The sequence below is a fragment of the Anoxybacillus suryakundensis genome, assembly GCF_001418025.1.
GTDB classification, from domain to species: Bacteria; Bacillota; Bacilli; order Bacillales; family Anoxybacillaceae; genus Anoxybacillus; species Anoxybacillus tengchongensis.
In genome coordinates this window covers 146,361-165,336 of record NZ_LIOK01000005.1, presented here as the reverse complement: position 1 = coordinate 165,336, position 18,976 = coordinate 146,361, and the positions used below count along the sequence as shown (strand labels likewise).

Below are 18,976 nucleotides of genomic sequence, written 5' to 3'. Positions count from 1 at the left end.
CATGATACAATAAAAGTATTATAGGCAAAGGATGGGGAGCGTTGTGGGGAAAATTATTGCGATTGCCAACCAAAAAGGCGGTGTTGGCAAAACGACAACAGCCGTAAACTTATCGGCATGTTTAGCCCATATGGGAAAGAAAACGTTACTTGTCGATATCGATCCACAAGGAAATGCGACGAGTGGCATTGGTGTGGAAAAACATGAAATTGAACAATGTGCATATGACTTATTAGTTGAGGAAGTGGACGTACGTCAAGTGATTCGTCCGACAAATATCGAGCGATTGCATATTATTCCTGCTACTATTCAGTTAGCGGGTGCCGAAATTGAACTTGTTCCGATCGTTTCAAGGGAAGTACGCTTACAAAAAGCGTTAAGCCCAATCAAAGATGTGTACGATTTCATTATTATCGACTGTCCACCTTCACTCGGATTGTTAACGATTAATGCTTTAACTTCAGCAGATACAGTATTAATTCCTGTTCAATGTGAATATTACGCATTGGAAGGGCTTAGTCAATTATTAAATACAATTCGTCTTGTACAAAAACATTTAAATTCCAATTTGCGCATTGAAGGTGTGTTGCTGACGATGTTTGATGCGCGCACAAATCTTGGTATTCAAGTCATTCAAGAAGTGAAAAAGTATTTTCGTGAAAAAGTATATGAAACGATTATACCACGAAATGTTCGACTAAGTGAGGCGCCAAGCCACGGGAAGCCGATTATTTTGTACGATGCGAAATCACGGGGAGCGGAAGTATATGCAGACTTTGCGAAAGAGGTGATCGCGAATGGCTAAAGGGCTCGGGAAAGGCATTCACGCTCTCTTTACGAATTTGGAAGCAGAGAAAGGGGAAACGGTTCAAGAAATTAATATTCAACAACTTCGTCCTAATCCATATCAACCGCGCAAAACGTTTCATGAACAAGCGTTAGAAGAATTAAAGCAATCCATTATAGAACACGGAATCGTTCAACCGCTCATTGTTCGTCAGACGATCAAAGGTTATGAAATTGTCGTAGGTGAACGCCGCTTTCGAGCAGCACAATTAGCAGGATTGAAAACTGTCCCAGCTGTTGTACGTGAACTTTCGGATGAAAAAATGATGGAAATTGCATTGCTTGAAAATTTACAGCGTGAAGATTTAAATCCCATTGAGGAAGCGACAGCATATCAATTGTTGCTTACAAAATGCAAATTAACGCAAGAAGAGCTAGCAAAACGATTAGGAAAGAGCCGTCCGCATATTGCCAACCATCTTCGTCTTCTTTCACTTCCAAGTGATGTACAACAAATGATTGAAGAAGGTATGTTATCAATGGGGCACGGTCGAGCGTTATTAGCATTAAAAAACAAACAAAAGCTTTCGGGTGTCATTCAACGCGTGATTCGTGAATCGCTTAATGTTCGCCAACTTGAGGCGCTCATTCAACAACTGAACGAAAATGTTCCACGTGAAACATCGAAAAAGAAAGAAGAGAAAAATATATTTTTAACACAAAGTGAGGCGTTATTACGTGAACGATTAGGAACGTCGGTCTCCATAAAAAAACATCGAAAAAAAGGAAAAATTGAAATCGAATTTTTCTCAGAAGAAGATTTAACACGTATTTTGCAATTGCTCAATGCATACGATGAATCTATTGAGGGATGAATAGGATGTGACACACGTTGGCTTTACTCGGTACGATTGTTAACGGCATATGTATTATTGTTGGCGCTTTATTAGGTGCTGTGTTTCGACATATTCCAGAGCGCATAAAATCGACGGTGATGAACGGGATTGGGCTTTCCGTTGTTGTTCTCGGTGTAAAGATGGGGTTAGAAAGCGATCAGTTTCTAGTTGTCATTATTAGTTTAGTTGTTGGTGGAACATTAGGGGAGATATGGGATATTGAAGAAAAGCTTGAAAGGTTAGGAAAATGGGTGGAAAGAAGAGTAGGACATGGCACAGAAGGGGCGATTTCTAAAGGATTTGTGAGTGCCACGCTTCTGTTTGTCGTCGGTTCGATGGCCATTGTCGGTGCGCTACATAGCGGGTTAAGAGGCGATCATCTTGTACTATATACAAAATCGATTTTAGACGGTTTTGCAAGCATCATCTTAACCGCTACGTTTGGCATCGGCGTTATTTTTTCAGCTATTCCTGTTGTTGTTTATCAAGGATCCATCGCCTTGATGGCTACGCAAATCGATCGGTTCATTCCACCAAGCGCCCTTGAGGCATTTATTGCTGAATCGACCGCGACAGGGGGAATTTTAATTGTTGCGATTGGTTTGAACATGTTAAGTCTTACATCTATTCGTGTAGCCAACTTACTACCAAGTATTTTAGTAAATGCGTTGATCGTTGCTTTTATGCATATGTTATTCGGATAGTTTATATTTCAGTTCGTTTGTTTGCAACGATGCAAATCGTTGTTGTTTTTTCAACTGTATTCCGGCTTCATAAATACCTGTAGCAATTGTTTCTGCCATATTCATTACTAAATGAAGGCGAGTGTTTTGGAGCACGAAAAATTCCATAAATCCGCTCACATTGACAATACCGGTAATATGGGCATCACCGACAGAAGGAAGATTTTTATTGACAGCGGCACCTGGTTTTAATGGGCCTTTTTCAACTGTAACCATCCCGATGTTTTTTACACGACCAAGGCAAGCATCGATAGCAATGAGAAACGCGTGTTTATGTTGTTGGCGAATGTGTTGTAGTTTATCTTCTAAATTAACGGCATGAATCGGATCTTTTAACGTTCCATACACATAAAAAGGTAATGTTCCTTTTTGTCCCAGCATCGTACCAACAAGTGGACCGAGTGCATCGCCAGTTGAACGATCCGTGCCGATACAAACGATGACGATTGGGATATGGTTGGAAGTTGGAAGTAAATATAAAAGTGATGATGCAAGTTGGGATGTTGCATTTGGTTCATCGTAAAAAAATTTGTTTTGCATATGTCCGTTCCCTCCTCCGATTAAATAGCGTGGTAACAGTATACGGAAAAATGTGAATATATATACATTTAGCTATGCAGAAAGTTCACGTGCTACAAATGTAAACAAAATACTGTTACAATAACTTATGCGTGAAAGGGGAAGCTTGTATAGGTGATTTGCTACAATGGAGGTGGTTGAATGGAGCAAATAAAAAAAATATATGTCCGTATCGTTGAACAAATGGTAGAAGGTGACTGGCTCGTTACAATAGGTGTTAGTTTGTTTAAAATCGTAACGATTATTTTATTGGCATCGATTTTATTAAAAGTTGTCAAGTTGGCGATTACGAAGTTTTTTGCTGTTCGACAAAAAGCACCGATTCGGTTATCAGAAAGAAGAGAAGCAACGTTAATACGATTGCTGAACAATATGGCGACGTATACCATTTACTTTATTACGTTTATGATGATTTTAGACGCCGTAGGCGTTGATATTCGCGCCATTTTGGCAGGAGCTGGGATCGTTGGATTAGCAGTTGGATTTGGGGCGCAAAATCTTGTTCGCGATATTATTACAGGATTTTTTATTATCCTCGAAGATCAGTTTGCCGTTGGAGATTATGTCCGTATCGGGACATTTGAAGGACACGTTGAAGAAATTGGATTGCGCACGACGAAGTTGAAAAGTTTTACGGGTGAAGTGCACATTTTACCGAATGGAACGATTACACAAGTGACGAACTTTTCTTTGAATAATAGTGTGGCGGTCGTTGATGTAAGTATTTCCTATGAAGGTGATTTAGAGAAGGCGGAAGCTGTCATTCGTGAAGTTTTAGAAGAAATGCCAAGTAAATATGAAGACATTGTCAGTCCACCAGAATTGTTAGGAGTGCAAAATTTAGGGCCGTCTGAAGTCGTCATGCGCATTACGTGTGAGACAAAGCCGATGCGTCATTGGCATATTGCACGTGCGTTACGAAAAGAGATTAAGCTTCGTTTGGACGAGCGGGGAATTGAAATCCCGTTTCCTCGTTTAGTTCTTTATAATCGCGAACAACAAGGGGAACGTGCTTAAACAACGGAAAGGAGTGTGCTATATTGAATAAAGAGTATGGCATGCATGATATCGTCGAAATGAAGAAGGAACATCCTTGTGGTACAAATCGATGGAAAATTATTCGAATGGGCATGGATATTCGGATTAAATGTGAAGGATGTGGCCATAGCGTCTTGCTGCCACGAAAAGAATTTGAGAAAAAAATGAAAAAAGTGCTCGTAAAGCACGAGGAATAGACGAAGAGAGGAGTTTCATTATGGGTTTAACAGCAGGAATTGTTGGTCTTCCAAACGTCGGAAAATCAACGTTGTTTAATGCGATTACAAAAGCGGGTGCTGAGTCTGCAAACTATCCGTTTTGTACCATCGAACCAAATGTTGGGATTGTAGAAGTGCCGGATGAGCGACTAAACACGTTGACGAAATTATTTAATCCGAAACGTACGGTTCCTACAGTATTTGAGTTTACAGATATCGCAGGAATTGTGAAAGGTGCAAGTAAAGGTGAAGGGTTAGGAAATAAGTTTTTATCCCACATCCGCCAAGTTGATGCCATTTGTCAAGTTGTGCGTTGTTTTGCTGACGAAAACATTACGCATGTGGCAGGGAAAGTAGATCCGATCGCAGACATCGAAACGATAAACTTGGAGCTTATTTTTGCCGACCTTGAAACGGTAGATAAGCGAATAGATCGCGTTGGAAAAATGGCAAAGCAAAAAGATAAAGAAGCAGTATTTGAATATGACATTTTAAGCCGCTTAAAAGAAACATTCGAAGCAGGAAAACCGGCTAGAACGCTTTCATTTACGGAAGAGGAAATGAAAGTAGTAAAGCAATTACATTTATTAACGATCAAGCCGATGTTATATGTTGCTAACGTTGGTGAAGAAGATTTAGCTGATCCAAACAACAACGAGTACGTTCAAAAAGTAAAAGCATTTGCCAAAGAAGATAATGCAGAAGTCATCGTTGTTTGTGCTAAAGTGGAAGCGGAGATGGCAGAGTTAGACGATGAAGAAAAAGAGCTATTTTTACAAGAACTCGGCATTGAACAATCGGGGTTAGATCAACTCATTCGTGCATCATATAGTTTGCTTGGACTCGCTACGTATTTCACAGCAGGTGAACAAGAAGTGCGGGCATGGACGTTCCGAAAAGGAATGAAAGCACCACAATGTGCAGGCATTATTCATTCTGATTTTGAACGAGGGTTTATTCGTGCAGAAACGGTATCATATGACGATTTAGTTGCGGCAGGATCGATGGCAGCTGCCCGTGAAGCAGGAAAAGTGCGATTAGAAGGAAAAGATTATGAAGTACAAGATGGCGATATTATTCATTTCCGCTTTAACGTCTAATATTGCATATGAACGATGTTCATGATATAATCATCAAATGTGAGTAATGATATATTGCTCCTTGCTCTGTAAAGAGCCGTGTAGACCAAAAGGAGGTGACTGTGATGAGAAAGTACGAAATTATGTACATTATCCGTCCAAACATGGAAGAAGAAGCGAGAAAAGCAGTTGTTGAGCGTTTTAACAACGTGTTAACTGAAAATGGCGCGGAAATTACGAATGTGAAGGAATGGGGTAAGCGTCGTCTCGCTTATGAAATTGAAAAGTTTCGTGACGGTTACTACATGATTTTAAACGTTGTTGCGAAGCCAGCGGCAGTGCAAGAATTTGACCGTTTAGCACGCATCAGCGAAGACATTATTCGTCATATCGTCGTGAAGGAAGAAGAATAATTTCCTCATGAATAGGAGTGGTTCTGATGATTAATCGCGTAATTCTCGTCGGAAGACTGACGAAAGATCCGGAATTACGCTATACTCCAAATGGAGTTGCTGTTGCCACGTTTACGCTAGCGGTGAATCGAACGTATACGAATCCACAAGGTGAACGTGAAGCAGATTTTATTAACTGTATCGTTTGGCGCCGACAAGCTGAAAATGTGGCGAACTATTTGAAAAAAGGTAGTTTAGCTGGAGTGGAAGGTCGAATTCAAACGAGATCGTATGAAAACCAAGAAGGAAAACGAGTGTACGTAACAGAGGTTGTCGCCGATAGTGTGCAGTTTTTAGAGCCGCGAGGTGGCGGTGAGCAACGTGGCATGGCATCAGGTAGCTATGGCGAGCCGTTTCCATTTGGATCAAATCAGAACCCGAACCAAGGACGTAGTAGTGGATTTAGTCGAATTGATGATGATCCATTTGCGAACGATGGACAACCAATCGACATATCGGACGATGATTTGCCGTTTTAATATATATTCATTTGGAGAAAGGAGGAAATACAATGGCAGGACGCAAAGGTGGACGTACAAAACGTCGTAAAGTTTGCTACTTTACAGCAAACGGAATTACACACATTGACTACAAAGATGTGGACACATTAAAGAAGTTTATTTCTGAGCGTGGTAAAATTTTACCTCGCCGCGTAACAGGTACGAGTGCAAAATATCAACGCAAATTAACAATTGCGATTAAACGTGCTCGTCAAATGGCTTTATTACCATACGTTGCGGGCGAATAAAAAGAGAAAGCAGTAAGGGGGACGAAGCCTTACTGCTTTTTGTTTTCAAGGAGGGAAAAAAGTGAAAAACGCGCGTGTATTAACGGAAGGAGCTGTGCAACTTTCTATTTTCACAGTTCTCCTTTTGCTCAGTTTATATATGCCGGTGTTTGGAATGGTTACAACATTTTTTTTGGCAATTCCGTTTCTTTTATTTACGATGCGCCATACGTATAAAAATGGATTATTTTTGCTTGCTACATCATTTATTCCATCCATTTGGTTCGGTTCACTTTTCTCTGTTCCGATGACATTTATGTTTGCAAGTAGCGGAGTTGTGATGGGGCATGTGTGGCGAAAGCAAGGTGGAAAATATACTGTTTTGCTTGTTGGCACTCTTTCTTTTTTAGTGAGCATGATCATCATTTATGCGAGTTCTGTCTTATTTTTCGACATTCATATTGGCAAACAAATTGAAGAAATGATGCAACAATCGTTTCAAAGTGCGCAAAACATATTAGAGAAACTTGGGCAAACAAATGGACAATTTGAACAAGCAATGAAACAAACGATGGACATTGTCATCGATTTGTTACCGACTGCATTCGTCTTTGCAGCTGCATGTTTTGCTTTTATTACTCAACAAGTTGCCGTACCTATTTTGAGGCGGTTAAACATGGAAATTGGGAATTGGCAACCATTTCGTGAACTTGTTTTACCGAAAAGTTTGCTATGGTACTATTTAGCGGTTATGCTTTTGTTATTTTTCCCAATCGAGCACGGTTCATTCCTTTACATTGCGTTGCTTAATTTGTTTCAAATTTTACAGTTACTGATGACTATTCAAGGATTTTCGTTCATTTTTTATTGGATGTACTATAAAAAAATGGGGCGTAAAGGCGCTATTGCCACTGTCGTTCTATCGCTATTTTTCCCTTTTTTACTTCACCTCGTGCGAATATTAGGTATAATTGATTTAGGATTTGATTTGCGAAAGAAGTTGAAAGATTAATGACGCAAGGAGCTGACGTTCATGTCCAGTTTGTATGAAAAGCCGAGGCATCGCTATCCCTTGTATGTTTTAATCGGTATTACGTTTATATTGCTTATGATTGTTACGTACTTCGAATGGATGATTGGGATAGTTGGTGCTGTGCTCCTTGGCCCTACGTTGTTTCACGTCTTTCGATCGTATAAAGTTGCACAAGAAGAAATTGAAGACTACATTTCCACTCTCTCTTACCGAATAAAAAAAGTTGGGGAAGAAGCTTTAATGGGGATGCCAATTGGCATTATGCTCATTAATGAGGAGTTAGAAATTGAGTGGACAAACTCTTTTTTATCTTCTTGTTTTGGAGTGGATACGCTAGTTGGACAATCATTATATGATGTTGCTGAACAACTTGTTCCACTTATGAAAACAGAGGCAACGGAAGAAGTCATCACATTTCACGATCGAACGTTTAAAGTAATCATTCGCCGAGAAGAGCGATTGCTTTACTTTTTTGATATTACGGAACAAGCAGAATTGGAAAAAAAATACGAGCAAGAAAAAATCGTATTAGGCGTCATTTTTCTTGATAATTACGACGATGTGACGCAAGGAATGGATGACCAAACGAAGAGTCAGCTCAACAGTCAAGTGACGTCCATTTTAAATCGATGGGCGAGTGAATACGGTTTATTTTTAAAGCGTACGTCGTCAGATCGATTTGTGGCTGTGTTAAACGAATATATTTTACAGCAACTAGAAAAAAATAAATTTTCTATTCTAGATGAAGTGCGTGAACAAACAGCGAAAAATCATGTGCCACTAACGTTAAGTATCGGAATAGGAACAAACTCTCCGTCTTTACCAGAACTCGGGGTGTTAGCGCAGTCTAGTCTAGATTTAGCGCTTGGACGGGGCGGTGACCAGGTCGCGATTAAACAACCGAACGGTAAAGTAAAATTTTATGGTGGAAAAACGAATCCGATGGAAAAACGGACAAGGGTTAGAGCTCGCGTTATATCGCATGCGTTAAAAGAGCTCATTTTAGAAAGTGAGCAAGTGTTTATTATGGGGCATAAATATCCCGATATGGATGCTATCGGTTCAGCTATCGGTATTTTAAAAGTGGCTCAAATAAATCAAAAAGAAGCGTTTATTGTAATTGATACAAACCGTATTGACTCTGGTGTACAGCGATTGATTGAGGAAGTGAAAAAACAGACGGAATTGTGGTCGCGATTTATTTCTCCTGAGCAAGCATTAGAGTTGGCGACAGAAGATACGTTACTTGTTGTCGTAGATACGCATAAACCTTCGCTCGTTATTGAAGAAAGGTTATTGTTGCGATTAGATCGAGTTGTAGTGATCGATCATCATCGTCGCGGAGAAGAGTTTATTCAAGACCCGATTCTCGTTTATATGGAGCCATATGCATCATCTACGTCAGAACTAGTGACGGAATTGTTAGAATATCAACCAAAGCGTTTGAAGTTGTCTATGCTTGAGGCGACAGCTTTATTAGCTGGTATTGTTGTTGATACGAAAAGTTTCACATTACGCACAGGGTCAAGAACGTTTGATGCCGCTTCATATTTACGTGCCCAAGGAGCAGATACGACGCTTGTCCAAAAACTGTTAAAAGAAAATATTGAGCATTACATCAAACGTGCTAAAATAATTGAGAACGCTATCATTGATGAACATGGTTTCGCAATTGCAAAAGGAAGTGCTAATGAAACATATGATCCTGTATTAATTGCTCAAGCAGCGGATACGCTACTGTCTTTACATGGTGTTGTTGCGTCGTTTGTCATTTCAAAACGAAATGATCAAACGATTGGAATTAGCGCCCGGTCATTAGGAGATGTAAACGTGCAGTTAATTATGGAAAAGCTTGATGGTGGCGGTCATTTAACGAATGCGGCCACTCAGCTTGCTAATGTAACAATTGACGAAGCAGAAAAACGATTGAAGGCAGCAATTCGAGAATATATTGAGGGAGGTACAAAAACATGAAAGTCATTTTCTTAAAAGATGTGAAAGGAAAAGGGAAAAAGGGAGAAGTAAAAAACGTTGCTGATGGTTATGCGCAAAACTTTTTATTTAAACAAGGACTTGCTATTGAAGCAACACCAGCCAACTTGAAAGCATTAGAAGCGCAAAAAAATAAACAAAAGAAAGAAGCTGAAGAAGAACTAGCTCGTGCAAAGCAATTAAAGGAAAAAATTGATACGTTGACAGTTGAATTATTTGCAAAAGCTGGTGAAGGAGGTCGTTTATTCGGCTCGATTACAAGCAAGCAAATTGCAGAGGCACTTCAGCAACAACATGACATTAAGATTGACAAACGTAAAATTGAACTAGATGATGCGATTCGAGCGCTTGGCTATACAAACGTACCGATCAAGCTTCATCCAGAAGTAACTGCGACATTAAAAGTACATGTACAAGAACAAAAGTAATGAAATGTGATTTTATGCCGGATGTTTTCCGTGCATATAATCACATTTTTCTTATGAGAAAGGATGGTGATCGTACATGAACGACGTATTTGCTGATCGACTCCCCCCACAAAATATTGAAGCTGAACAAGCTGTACTCGGGGCGATTTTATTAGAGCCATCCGCGCTCACAACCGCTTCAGAAATATTAATTCCCGAAGATTTTTATCGAGCAGCCCATCAAAAAATTTTCCGAACGATGTTACAACTATCTGATCGTGGTGAGCCCGTTGATCTCGTGACGGTTACATCGGAATTGGCAGATGCAAACGCGCTCGAAGAAATAGGGGGCGTTTCGTATTTAACGGAGCTTGCAAATGCCGTTCCAACAGCGGCCAATGTGCATTATTACGCAAAAATTGTAGAAGAAAAATCTATTTTGCGCCGTTTAATTCGTACGGCTACATCCATTGCTCAAGACGGCTATACGCGTGAAGATGAAGTAGAAGATGTGTTAAATGAAGCTGAGCGAAAAATTTTAGAAGTATCTCAACGGAAAAATACGAGCGGATTCCAAAATATAAAAGATGTGCTTGTTCAAGCATACGACAACATCGAAATGCTCCATAATCGGAAAGGTGAAATTACCGGGATTCCAACAGGGTTTATTGAACTTGATCGGATGACAGCAGGATTTCAACGAAGTGATTTTATTATTGTTGCCGCTCGTCCGTCTGTTGGAAAAACAGCATTTGCATTAAATATTGCTCAAAATGTAGCGACGCGCACGGGTGAGAATGTGGCAATTTTTAGCTTGGAAATGGGAGCGCAACAACTCGTCATGCGTATGCTTTGCGCAGAAGGGAACATTAACGCTCAAAGCTTACGAACCGGTAAACTGACGCCAGAAGATTGGGGAAAGTTAACGATGGCGATGGGAAGTCTGTCAAATGCCGGTATTTTTATTGACGATACACCGAACATTCGTGTTAGTGAAATTCGTGCCAAATGTCGTCGCCTAAAACAAGAACAAGGACTTGGTATGATATTAATCGATTACTTGCAGCTCATTCAAGGAAGTGGACGCAATCGTGAAAATCGTCAACAAGAAGTATCAGAAATTTCCCGCTCGCTAAAAGCGTTAGCTCGTGAATTAGATGTCCCTGTCATTGCTTTATCCCAGCTTTCACGTAGTGTCGAGCAACGTCAAGATAAACGTCCGATGATGTCTGACTTACGCGAATCGGGGAGTATTGAACAAGACGCGGATATTGTTGCTTTTTTATATCGTGATGATTATTACGATAAAGAATCAGAAAACAAAAACATCATTGAAATTATTATTGCAAAACAACGGAACGGCCCTGTTGGTACAGTACAACTTGCTTTCGTAAAAGAGTATAACAAGTTTGTCAACTTAGAGCGCCGCTTCGATGATGCAAACGTTCCGCCGGGAGCGTAATTTATACGAATAAAAATAAAGAGTAAACACATAAATGTTCGGTTTTTTATTGATTTTTCATAGTTGATTTGGTACACTTACTATGTTTGGAATTGATGAAGCGGAGGTGCTCGCTATGTCTTCAGTTGTTGTTGTTGGAACACAATGGGGCGATGAGGGAAAAGGAAAAATTACAGATTTTTTATCACAACATGCAGAAGTCATTGCACGATATCAAGGTGGAAATAACGCCGGACATACGATTGTATTTAACGGCGAAAAGTATAAATTACATTTAATCCCTTCTGGCATTTTTTATAAAGATAAAATTTGTGTCATTGGAAATGGGATGGTTGTCGATCCGAAAGCGCTCGTACAAGAATTAGCATATTTACACGAGCGTGGCGTAAGTACGGAAAATTTACGCATTAGCAATCGCGCACATGTAATTTTGCCTTATCACTTAAAGCTTGATGAAGTAGAAGAAGAAAGAAAAGGGGCGAATAAAATCGGAACGACGAAAAAAGGAATTGGCCCTGCTTATATGGACAAAGCAGCGCGTGTCGGTATCCGAATCGCAGATTTGCTTGATCGTGAAGTATTTGAAGAAAAATTAGCTCGCAATCTAGCAGAGAAAAACATGCTTTTTGAAAAAGTGTACGGTGTAGAAGGATTTAAGTTAGAACACATTCTTGATGAATATTACGAGTATGGACAGCAAATCGCAAAGTACGTTTGTGACACATCTGTTGTATTAAATGATGCGCTTGACGAAGGACGCCGTGTTTTATTTGAAGGTGCCCAAGGCGTCATGTTAGATATCGACCAAGGTACGTATCCGTTTGTTACATCGTCAAATCCTGTTGCTGGCGGGGTTACGATTGGGGCTGGTGTTGGTCCGACAAAAATTAAACATGTTGTTGGGGTAGCTAAAGCATATACAACACGTGTCGGTGATGGTCCATTTCCAACGGAGTTAAACAATGAAATTGGTGATCGTATTCGCGAAGTAGGGCGTGAATACGGAACGACAACGGGACGTCCACGCCGTGTTGGTTGGTTTGATAGCGTTGTTGTTCGTCATGCACGTCGCGTTAGTGGTATTACAGATTTATCATTAAACTCGATTGACGTGTTAACAGGTATTGAAACGTTAAAAATTTGTGTTGCTTACCGTTACAAAGGACAAATCATCGAGGAGTTCCCTGCGAACTTAAAAGTGTTGGCGGAATGTGAGCCGGTGTATGAAGAATTGCCGGGATGGACGGAAGATATTACAGGTGTCAAAAGTTTAGATGAGCTTCCAACGAACGCACGCCGTTACGTCGAGCGCATTTCGCAATTAACAGGTATTCCGCTTTCTATTTTCTCGGTTGGACCAGACCGTTCTCAAACAAATGTTGTCCGCAATGTGTATGCATAAAAAATACGTCGATGAGCAAATCATCGACGTATTTTTAAAAAACTATTGTTTTATTGTTACTTATATAGTAAAATAATAAATGTCTTTTGGATGCGGTTCCGTGGTGTAGGGGTTAACATGCCTGCCTGTCACGCAGGAGATCGCGGGTTCGAATCCCGTCGGAACCGCCATTTTTATTGAAATAGCAATGCGATAAAAATTGGGAAGTTAGTTATACATATGGCTCGGTAGCTACAAGTCAAGGCGTCAGTGTCGAGCTACGAGTTGTCCCGACGCATCACCCTTCTTTGAATAAACAAGTAGAGGAAGGGACACAGTCGGTAGAGCACGAGTGAATAAGTTTCTTTGAGAAGCTACAGCGTACCGCTCGAGTCACATCTTGAGTAAACAAGCTGAGAGCGGGACGAAGGACGTTTATGTTTCGAACAAATGAATGGTAGTAAATTGGTTATTTTATATGGCTCGGTAGCTCAGTCGGTAGAGCAAAGGACTGAAAATCCTTGTGTCGGCGGTTCGATTCCGTCCCGAGCCACTTGTATGTAAGCATAGATACGTATATGTGTCTATGCTTTTTTTGTTTTATAATGGTGACATGGTACACTATATGTAAATATGCCTGTTGGGGGAGTGAATATACATGGAGAAAAAAATTTTAGTTGTTGATGATGAAAAACCGATTGCTGATATTTTACAGTTTAATTTAAGAAAAGAAGGATACGACGTACATTGTGCATATGACGGTGTGGAAGCACTGCAAAAAGTGGAAGACATTCAACCCGATTTAATTTTATTAGATATTATGCTACCTCAAAAAGATGGAATGGAAGTATGTCGAGAAATTCGTAAAAAATATGATATGCCCATAATTATGCTAACAGCAAAAGACTCCGAAATTGATAAAGTTCTCGGGCTAGAACTTGGCGCAGACGATTACGTTACGAAACCATTTAGCACACGTGAACTGCTAGCGCGTGTCAAAGCTAATTTACGGCGTCACCAACAAAGACAAGAACAAGATGTAAAAGAAATGAGTGAAATAAAAATAGGCTCGCTCACCATTCATCCAGATGCTTATACTGTATCGAAACGAGGAGAGCAGATTGAGCTAACACATCGGGAATTTGAACTTCTTCACTATTTAGCAAAGCATATTGGACAAGTGATGACGCGTGAACACTTACTGCAAACGGTATGGGGATACGACTATTTTGGTGATGTGCGCACCGTTGATGTAACTGTGCGACGTTTGCGTGAAAAAATCGAAGATAACCCTTCGCACCCGACATGGATTGTGACAAGACGTGGGGTAGGATATTATTTGCGAAATCCGGAACAGGAGTAACCACATGAGGAAGGTAAGTATATTTCAATCGATTCACGTGAAATTTGCCTTGATTTACATTTTGCTTATTTTAATTGCGATGCAAATTATCGGGGCTTATTTCGTGCGCCAATTGGAAGCGCAACTTGTTGAAACTTTTAAAAACTCATTAAATGAGCGCGTTATTTTACTTGCTTATAATATTGAACAAGAAATGAACAAAGAACGTGATAAAAAAAGCCCTACACTCGAAGAAGAAATTCGGACTATTTTACAAGATTTTGTTTCACAAGATATTTCTGAAGTGCGCGTCATTGATCATAAAAGTAAAGTATTAGGAACATCGAACCCATATAATCAAAATATTGTAGGAAAGCGGACGACAGATTTACTAATTAAACGAACATTAGTTGCGGGCGAAATGACAGAAAAAATGCTTGTTGATCCAAAAACAGGTCATCGTATGTATATTTCTTCTACGCCTATTAAGGTGAAAAATGAAATTAAAGGGGCAATTTATGTCATTGCTTCGATGGAAAATGTTTTTGCGCAAATGAGGCAAATTAATAATATTTTAGCGACAGGAACAGGCATTGCTTTAGCCATTACTGCATTGTTAGGCATTTTGTTGGCACAGACCATCACACGCCCGATTTCAGATATGCGTAAACAAGCATTGGCAATGGCGAAAGGGAATTTTTCCCGAAAAGTAAAAGTATATGGATACGATGAAATTGGACAGCTTGCGCTTAGCTTTAACAACTTAACGAAAAAATTGCAAGAAGCGCAAGCAACGACAGAAGGAGAGCGTCGTAAATTAGAATCGGTATTGACGCACATGACAGATGGTGTGATTGCAACAGATAGAAAAGGACGAATCATTTTAATTAACGATGCTGCGCTAAATATCTTAAATGTTTCACGTGAAACAGTGCTTTCTGCACCGATTGTGACGGTATTAGGGCTAGATGAACAATATACGTTCGAAACGTTAATTGAAGAACGTGAAACATTAATTTTAGATTTTAGTACAGACGAGGAAATGTACATTTTACGTGCCTCTTTATCTGTGATTCAAAAAGAAAAGGGATTTGTGAACGGATTAATTGTTGTGTTGCATGACATTACGGAACACGAAAAAATTGATCGTGATCGTCGAGAGTTTGTAGCGAATGTTTCGCATGAATTGCGAACGCCCCTAACAACGATGCGCAGTTATTTAGAGGCGCTTGCAGATGGAGCATGGAGAGATGAGGAGATTGCGCCGAGGTTTATTGAGGTGACGCAAAATGAGACAGAACGAATGATTCGTCTTGTCAATGACTTGTTGCAGCTTTCTAAGCTCGACAGTAAAGACTATAAATTGAAAAAAACACGCGTCCATTTTATCCCGTATTTCCATAAAGTCATTGATCGATTTGAATTAACAAAAAAAGAGAATGTTTCGTTTGTTCGAGACTTTCCAGATGAGAAAATAGTTGTGTATATGGATGAAGACAAAATTACCCAAGTGCTCGATAACATTATTTCTAACGCGTTAAAATACTCTCCACAAGGAGGGAAAATTACGTTTCGGGTAAGGAAAAAAACAGACTATATTGAAGTGAGTGTAAAAGATGAGGGTGTCGGCATTCCAAAATCGGATTTATCTAAAATTTTTGAGCGTTTTTATCGTGTCGATAAGGCGCGCTCACGTAAACTTGGTGGAACAGGACTAGGTCTTGCCATTGCAAAAGAAGTTGTCGTCGCACATGGCGGACGTATTTGGGCCGAAAGCCAAGAAAGAAAAGGGACAACCATTTACTTTACTTTGCCGATTGAACAACAGAAAAAAGGATGAAAACAATGAAATACGAAACGATCAAGTCCATTGTGTTGACGATTCTTGTATGTACGAGCGTTTTTTTAACGTGGAGTTTATGGACATATCAGCCAAAATATGACTTTATTGAAAACGCAAAATACATTCAAAACGTCCCTGTCAGCAATGTTGCCGTTGATTATAGTACAGTCATTCAGCCGCGCTATATTTTTATTCATAAAAATGAACAACATTATGGAATGACACATCACTCGGACATTTATAAATTTATGAAGGAGATGAAAAATTGGACGTTCGATCATTTCGAAAATATATCGAGTACAATTAAAAAAGAACAATTTCTTTCATTTATACACGGGAAAGGAAAAATTGAAATTATTTATCCCGATGATATACCAATTGAAATGTATCGAACGATGTTTCAATTTGAAGACCAAGACATCGAAAAAGTTCAGTTTGATCGCATCATCATTCCGATGAACGACAACGAAGAAGAAATGAATGTCTATTTCGTATCTGCCAATGAGAAGCGTATATATAAAGCGGTTGTTCAAGATGCGATGGTCGAACATTTGAAACAAACATATTATGCGCGAGCTGAGCGTTATACACCTTTTTTATCTTATGACATTAGCGAAACAAAAGCGTTGTTTTTACCGGCTCGTCCCCTCGTACTAAACCGGTTGCAATATTACATGGACGAGTTAAGTAGCGATCGTTTTAAAGACGCATTATTTACAGATCCAAGCTTTGTAAAAAAAGATGTGCTCAATTTTGGTGAGGAATATACAGACGGGTCGCGTTTAATGGATGTTGATTTATCCAAAAAATTGTTGTTGTATGTCAATCCGGCTGCTCGTGGGGAGATAAAGACGGCAGATCCGACGGTTTTGCAAAAGAGCATTGATTTTGTGAACGATCATGGCGGTTGGACGGATACGTACTATTTTGATCAGTTAGACGAAAATGGGAGAAAGGTAACCTTTCGTTTGTTTGCTAATGGCTACCCTGTATTTAATCGTTATGGAATGGCGGAAATTGTGCAAATATGGGGAGAAAATGAGATTATGAATTACCAACGTCCGTTATTCACATTAGCTATTCCTGACCGGGTAAGTTTGCCAATTACACTTTCTTCCGGATATGAGGTCATTGATCAGTTGAAAAAGCAAAAAAATATTCAACATGAATTCATTGACGATATTGCGATTGGCTATGAGCTCGTTCGTGATTCGGAGCGAGAAAATATCGTCATGTTAGAGCCGAGCTGGTACTGTTTGTATAATGGAACGTGGCGAAAAATTGTGATGACGACAGATGAACGAAGAGGGGATATCATTGGATTGGAGTAAAACGAAAACGATTTTTATTATTACATTCCTCATTCTTGATATATTTTTAGGTTATCAATTTATCCAGAAAAAAAATAGTAGCCAGCTTGATGTGATTTTAGAAGCGACTATCGAGGAACAGCTTGAAGCGGATGGCATTACATATGTCGATTTACCAAAAGAAATAACAAAAGCGACATATGTGAGCGGAAAAAGTAAAACATTTACGGAAGAAGAAGTGAACAAATTGCCAAACCAACAAGTTGAAGCGGCAAACGAAACCGTTTTGCAAGCTCATTTTATTAAGTCTGTGCCGCTACAAGATCCAAAAGACGGTTATCGCTTAACAGAGTTTTTAAGACAAAATATAATTGCAGGTGATCAATATACATTTTGGAAGTATGATGAAGACTTACAAGCGCTCATTTATTTTCAACAATATGAAGGGAAAACCATCTATAAAAATATGAGCAGTATGTTGCTTATTTATGTGAATGATCGAAATGAAATGGTTGGCTATGAACAAACATTGCTCGTTGATTTAGAGAAAAACGAGAAAAAACAAGAAATTTTGCCGGCAATTAAAGCGTTAGAGACGTTATATAAGCGAAATTATTTAAAGCCAGGCGATCGGGTAACAAAAATCGATCTAGGATATTATGCGCTCGTTCAGTTTACGACTTCGCAAGTATTAACACCGACATGGCACGTTGTTGTAAATGGAAAAACAGATTATTATGTGAACGCATTTGAAGGACAAGTCATTAGCGATGAAAATAAAGTGTTGGAGTGAATAACATGAGGTTTAGCGTTTTAGCAAGCGGCAGTACAGGCAACGCTTTTTACGTAGAAACGAAACGGGAGCGATTGCTTGTTGATGCTGGGTTAAGCGGCAAACAATTAGAACAATTATTTGCCCATATTGATCGCCACATTCAAGATGTAACTGGTATTTTAGTGACACATGAACATAGCGACCATATTAAAGGATTAGGTGTCATTGCCCGTAAATATCGCCTTCCGATTTATGCGAATGAAAAGACATGGAAAGCGATGGATGGGTTCATTGGTGACATCCCTCTTGAGCAAAAATTTATTTTTCCAACGGGCTCTGTTCGTACATTTGGAGATTTGGATGTTGAATCGTTCGGTGTGTCCCACGACGCTGTGGAGCCGATGTTTTATGTGTTTCATTATGAGGGAAAAAAGTTAGCTCTCATTACGGATACAGGGTATGTGAGCGAGCGCATGAAAGATGTCATTCGTCATGCGGATGTATTTGTATTTGAAAGTAACCACGACGTAGAAATGTTGCGTATGGGAAAATATCCATGGAACATTAAGCGACGTATTTTAAGTGACGTCGGGCACGTATCCAATGAGGACGCAGGTCTTGCTTTGGCAGACGTCATTGGTGATAAAACAAAGCGCATTTATTTAGCACATTTAAGCCAAGATAACAATATGAAAGAATTAGCACGAATGACAGTGTCCCAGACGCTTGAGCGAAAAGGAATAGTTGTCGGGGAATCTTTTCAACTGTATGACACAGATCCCGCTCGTCCGACAGAGCTAATTTCCGTATAAATTTCACCGTTTTTTCACCAACATATCGTATGTATAATGTTAGATGCTTAGGGGAAAAGAAGGTTATAATGGAAATAGGGTCAATATTTTATAAAGAAAGG

Annotated in this window: 20 protein-coding genes and 2 tRNA genes; 21 read left to right on the top strand and 1 reads right to left on the bottom strand. The window is 39.6% G+C overall.

Annotation, left to right across the window (positions count from 1 at the left end; translation table 11 throughout):
- Nucleotides 1-43 precede the first annotated feature (43 nt).
- The 3 genes from ASC42_RS05365 to ASC42_RS05355 are packed head-to-tail and all read left to right on the top strand — an operon-like array spanning nucleotide 44 to nucleotide 2,386.
- Complete coding sequence (locus ASC42_RS05365) at nucleotides 44-805, top strand: ParA family protein (RefSeq protein WP_055440870.1); 762 nt, start codon at nucleotides 44-46, stop codon at nucleotides 803-805.
- A complete protein-coding gene (locus ASC42_RS05360; protein WP_055440869.1) occupies nucleotides 798-1,661 on the top strand; it encodes a ParB/RepB/Spo0J family partition protein in 864 nt (287 codons plus the stop codon). Before ASC42_RS05365 ends, ASC42_RS05360 begins: the two co-directional genes overlap by 8 nt.
- Nucleotides 1,662-1,678: 17 nt before the next feature.
- Entirely contained in the window at nucleotides 1,679-2,386 is a 708-nt protein-coding gene (locus ASC42_RS05355; RefSeq protein ID WP_055440868.1) for a DUF554 domain-containing protein, read from the top strand.
- On the opposite strand, the gene yyaC is transcribed toward ASC42_RS05355, so the two are convergent.
- Entirely contained in the window at nucleotides 2,375-2,965 is a 591-nt protein-coding gene (gene yyaC / locus ASC42_RS05350) for a spore protease YyaC (protein WP_055440867.1), read from the bottom strand. The genes ASC42_RS05355 and yyaC overlap by 12 nt on opposite strands.
- Before the next feature lie 180 nt (nucleotides 2,966-3,145).
- Here yyaC and ASC42_RS05345 point away from each other — a divergent pair, with 180 nt between their 5' ends.
- The 18 genes from ASC42_RS05345 to ASC42_RS05260 all read left to right on the top strand — a co-directional run bounded on the left by ASC42_RS05345 (nucleotide 3,146) and on the right by ASC42_RS05260 (nucleotide 18,875).
- The gene (locus tag ASC42_RS05345) at nucleotides 3,146-4,021 is read left to right on the top strand and encodes a mechanosensitive ion channel family protein (RefSeq protein WP_055440866.1); all 876 of its coding nucleotides are present in this window, start codon (nucleotides 3,146-3,148) and stop codon (nucleotides 4,019-4,021) included.
- Nucleotides 4,022-4,062: 41 nt separating this feature from the next.
- Nucleotides 4,063-4,239: a DUF951 domain-containing protein gene (locus tag ASC42_RS05340; protein ID WP_006321132.1), complete on the top strand. Its 177-nt coding sequence runs from the start codon at nucleotides 4,063-4,065 to the stop codon at nucleotides 4,237-4,239.
- A 20-nt stretch (nucleotides 4,240-4,259) separates the two neighbouring features.
- Nucleotides 4,260-5,360 (top strand): redox-regulated ATPase YchF, encoded by a 1,101-nt coding sequence (gene ychF, locus ASC42_RS05335; RefSeq protein ID WP_055440865.1) that lies wholly within the window; start codon nucleotides 4,260-4,262, stop codon nucleotides 5,358-5,360.
- A gap of 104 nt (nucleotides 5,361-5,464) precedes the next feature.
- On the top strand, nucleotides 5,465-5,752 hold the full coding sequence (rpsF, locus tag ASC42_RS05330; RefSeq protein WP_009361077.1) for a 30S ribosomal protein S6: 288 nt from the start codon (nucleotides 5,465-5,467) through the stop codon (nucleotides 5,750-5,752).
- A gap of 26 nt (nucleotides 5,753-5,778) precedes the next feature.
- Complete coding sequence (gene ssb, locus ASC42_RS05325) at nucleotides 5,779-6,270, top strand: single-stranded DNA-binding protein (RefSeq protein ID WP_032101641.1); 492 nt, start codon at nucleotides 5,779-5,781, stop codon at nucleotides 6,268-6,270.
- 32 nt (nucleotides 6,271-6,302) lie between these two features.
- Nucleotides 6,303-6,539 (top strand): 30S ribosomal protein S18, encoded by a 237-nt coding sequence (rpsR, locus tag ASC42_RS05320; protein WP_003397568.1) that lies wholly within the window; start codon nucleotides 6,303-6,305, stop codon nucleotides 6,537-6,539.
- 61 nt (nucleotides 6,540-6,600) lie between these two features.
- Complete coding sequence (locus tag ASC42_RS05315; protein ID WP_055440864.1) at nucleotides 6,601-7,530, top strand: YybS family protein; 930 nt, start codon at nucleotides 6,601-6,603, stop codon at nucleotides 7,528-7,530.
- Nucleotides 7,531-7,551: 21 nt separating this feature from the next.
- Entirely contained in the window at nucleotides 7,552-9,525 is a 1,974-nt protein-coding gene (locus ASC42_RS05310) for a DHH family phosphoesterase (protein ID WP_055440863.1), read from the top strand.
- Nucleotides 9,522-9,971, top strand: coding sequence for a 50S ribosomal protein L9 (gene rplI / locus ASC42_RS05305; RefSeq protein WP_055440862.1), 450 nt, complete (start codon nucleotides 9,522-9,524; stop codon nucleotides 9,969-9,971). Before ASC42_RS05310 ends, rplI begins: the two co-directional genes overlap by 4 nt.
- 76 nt (nucleotides 9,972-10,047) lie before the next feature.
- The gene (gene dnaB, locus ASC42_RS05300) at nucleotides 10,048-11,412 is read left to right on the top strand and encodes a replicative DNA helicase (RefSeq protein WP_055440861.1); all 1,365 of its coding nucleotides are present in this window, start codon (nucleotides 10,048-10,050) and stop codon (nucleotides 11,410-11,412) included.
- A 115-nt stretch (nucleotides 11,413-11,527) separates the two neighbouring features.
- Nucleotides 11,528-12,814, top strand: coding sequence for an adenylosuccinate synthase (locus tag ASC42_RS05295; protein WP_055440860.1), 1,287 nt, complete (start codon nucleotides 11,528-11,530; stop codon nucleotides 12,812-12,814).
- Nucleotides 12,815-12,908: 94 nt separating this feature from the next.
- Nucleotides 12,909-12,984, top strand: a tRNA-Asp gene (locus ASC42_RS05290).
- A 289-nt stretch (nucleotides 12,985-13,273) separates the two neighbouring features.
- A tRNA-Phe gene (locus ASC42_RS05285) sits at nucleotides 13,274-13,346 on the top strand.
- 105 nt (nucleotides 13,347-13,451) lie between these two features.
- A complete protein-coding gene (yycF, locus tag ASC42_RS05280; protein ID WP_032101636.1) occupies nucleotides 13,452-14,156 on the top strand; it encodes a response regulator YycF in 705 nt (234 codons plus the stop codon).
- 4 nt (nucleotides 14,157-14,160) lie between these two features.
- Nucleotides 14,161-15,975, top strand: coding sequence for a cell wall metabolism sensor histidine kinase WalK (walK, locus tag ASC42_RS05275; protein WP_055440859.1), 1,815 nt, complete (start codon nucleotides 14,161-14,163; stop codon nucleotides 15,973-15,975).
- Between the two features lie 5 nt (nucleotides 15,976-15,980).
- Nucleotides 15,981-17,309, top strand: coding sequence for a YycH family regulatory protein (locus tag ASC42_RS05270; RefSeq protein WP_082435694.1), 1,329 nt, complete (start codon nucleotides 15,981-15,983; stop codon nucleotides 17,307-17,309).
- Nucleotides 17,296-18,081 (top strand): two-component system regulatory protein YycI, encoded by a 786-nt coding sequence (locus ASC42_RS05265; RefSeq protein WP_055440857.1) that lies wholly within the window; start codon nucleotides 17,296-17,298, stop codon nucleotides 18,079-18,081. The genes ASC42_RS05270 and ASC42_RS05265 overlap by 14 nt, the downstream gene beginning before the upstream one ends.
- 5 nt (nucleotides 18,082-18,086) lie before the next feature.
- A complete protein-coding gene (locus ASC42_RS05260) occupies nucleotides 18,087-18,875 on the top strand; it encodes an MBL fold metallo-hydrolase (RefSeq protein WP_055440856.1) in 789 nt (262 codons plus the stop codon).
- Nucleotides 18,876-18,976 lie beyond the last annotated feature (101 nt).

Excerpts from the sequence above, each read along its gene's own strand:
- ASC42_RS05340 (WP_006321132.1), top strand. The coding sequence starts at position 4,063 with ATGCATGATATCGTCGAAATGAAGAAGGAACATCCTTGTGGTACAAAT.
- rpsR (WP_003397568.1), top strand. The coding sequence starts at position 6,303 with ATGGCAGGACGCAAAGGTGGACGTACAAAACGTCGTAAAGTTTGCTAC.
- ASC42_RS05260 (WP_055440856.1), top strand. The coding sequence starts at position 18,087 with ATGAGGTTTAGCGTTTTAGCAAGCGGCAGTACAGGCAACGCTTTTTAC.
- rplI (WP_055440862.1), top strand. The coding sequence starts at position 9,522 with ATGAAAGTCATTTTCTTAAAAGATGTGAAAGGAAAAGGGAAAAAGGGA.
- yycF (WP_032101636.1), top strand. The coding sequence starts at position 13,452 with ATGGAGAAAAAAATTTTAGTTGTTGATGATGAAAAACCGATTGCTGAT.
- walK (WP_055440859.1), top strand. The coding sequence starts at position 14,161 with ATGAGGAAGGTAAGTATATTTCAATCGATTCACGTGAAATTTGCCTTG.
- ASC42_RS05360 (WP_055440869.1), top strand. The coding sequence starts at position 798 with ATGGCTAAAGGGCTCGGGAAAGGCATTCACGCTCTCTTTACGAATTTG.
- ssb (WP_032101641.1), top strand. The coding sequence starts at position 5,779 with ATGATTAATCGCGTAATTCTCGTCGGAAGACTGACGAAAGATCCGGAA.
- ASC42_RS05310 (WP_055440863.1), top strand. The coding sequence starts at position 7,552 with ATGTCCAGTTTGTATGAAAAGCCGAGGCATCGCTATCCCTTGTATGTT.
- ychF (WP_055440865.1), top strand. The coding sequence starts at position 4,260 with ATGGGTTTAACAGCAGGAATTGTTGGTCTTCCAAACGTCGGAAAATCA.
- rpsF (WP_009361077.1), top strand. The coding sequence starts at position 5,465 with ATGAGAAAGTACGAAATTATGTACATTATCCGTCCAAACATGGAAGAA.
- ASC42_RS05295 (WP_055440860.1), top strand. The coding sequence starts at position 11,528 with ATGTCTTCAGTTGTTGTTGTTGGAACACAATGGGGCGATGAGGGAAAA.
- yyaC (WP_055440867.1), bottom strand. The coding sequence starts at position 2,965 with ATGCAAAACAAATTTTTTTACGATGAACCAAATGCAACATCCCAACTT.
- dnaB (WP_055440861.1), top strand. The coding sequence starts at position 10,048 with ATGAACGACGTATTTGCTGATCGACTCCCCCCACAAAATATTGAAGCT.
- ASC42_RS05270 (WP_082435694.1), top strand. The coding sequence starts at position 15,981 with ATGAAATACGAAACGATCAAGTCCATTGTGTTGACGATTCTTGTATGT.
- ASC42_RS05345 (WP_055440866.1), top strand. The coding sequence starts at position 3,146 with ATGGAGCAAATAAAAAAAATATATGTCCGTATCGTTGAACAAATGGTA.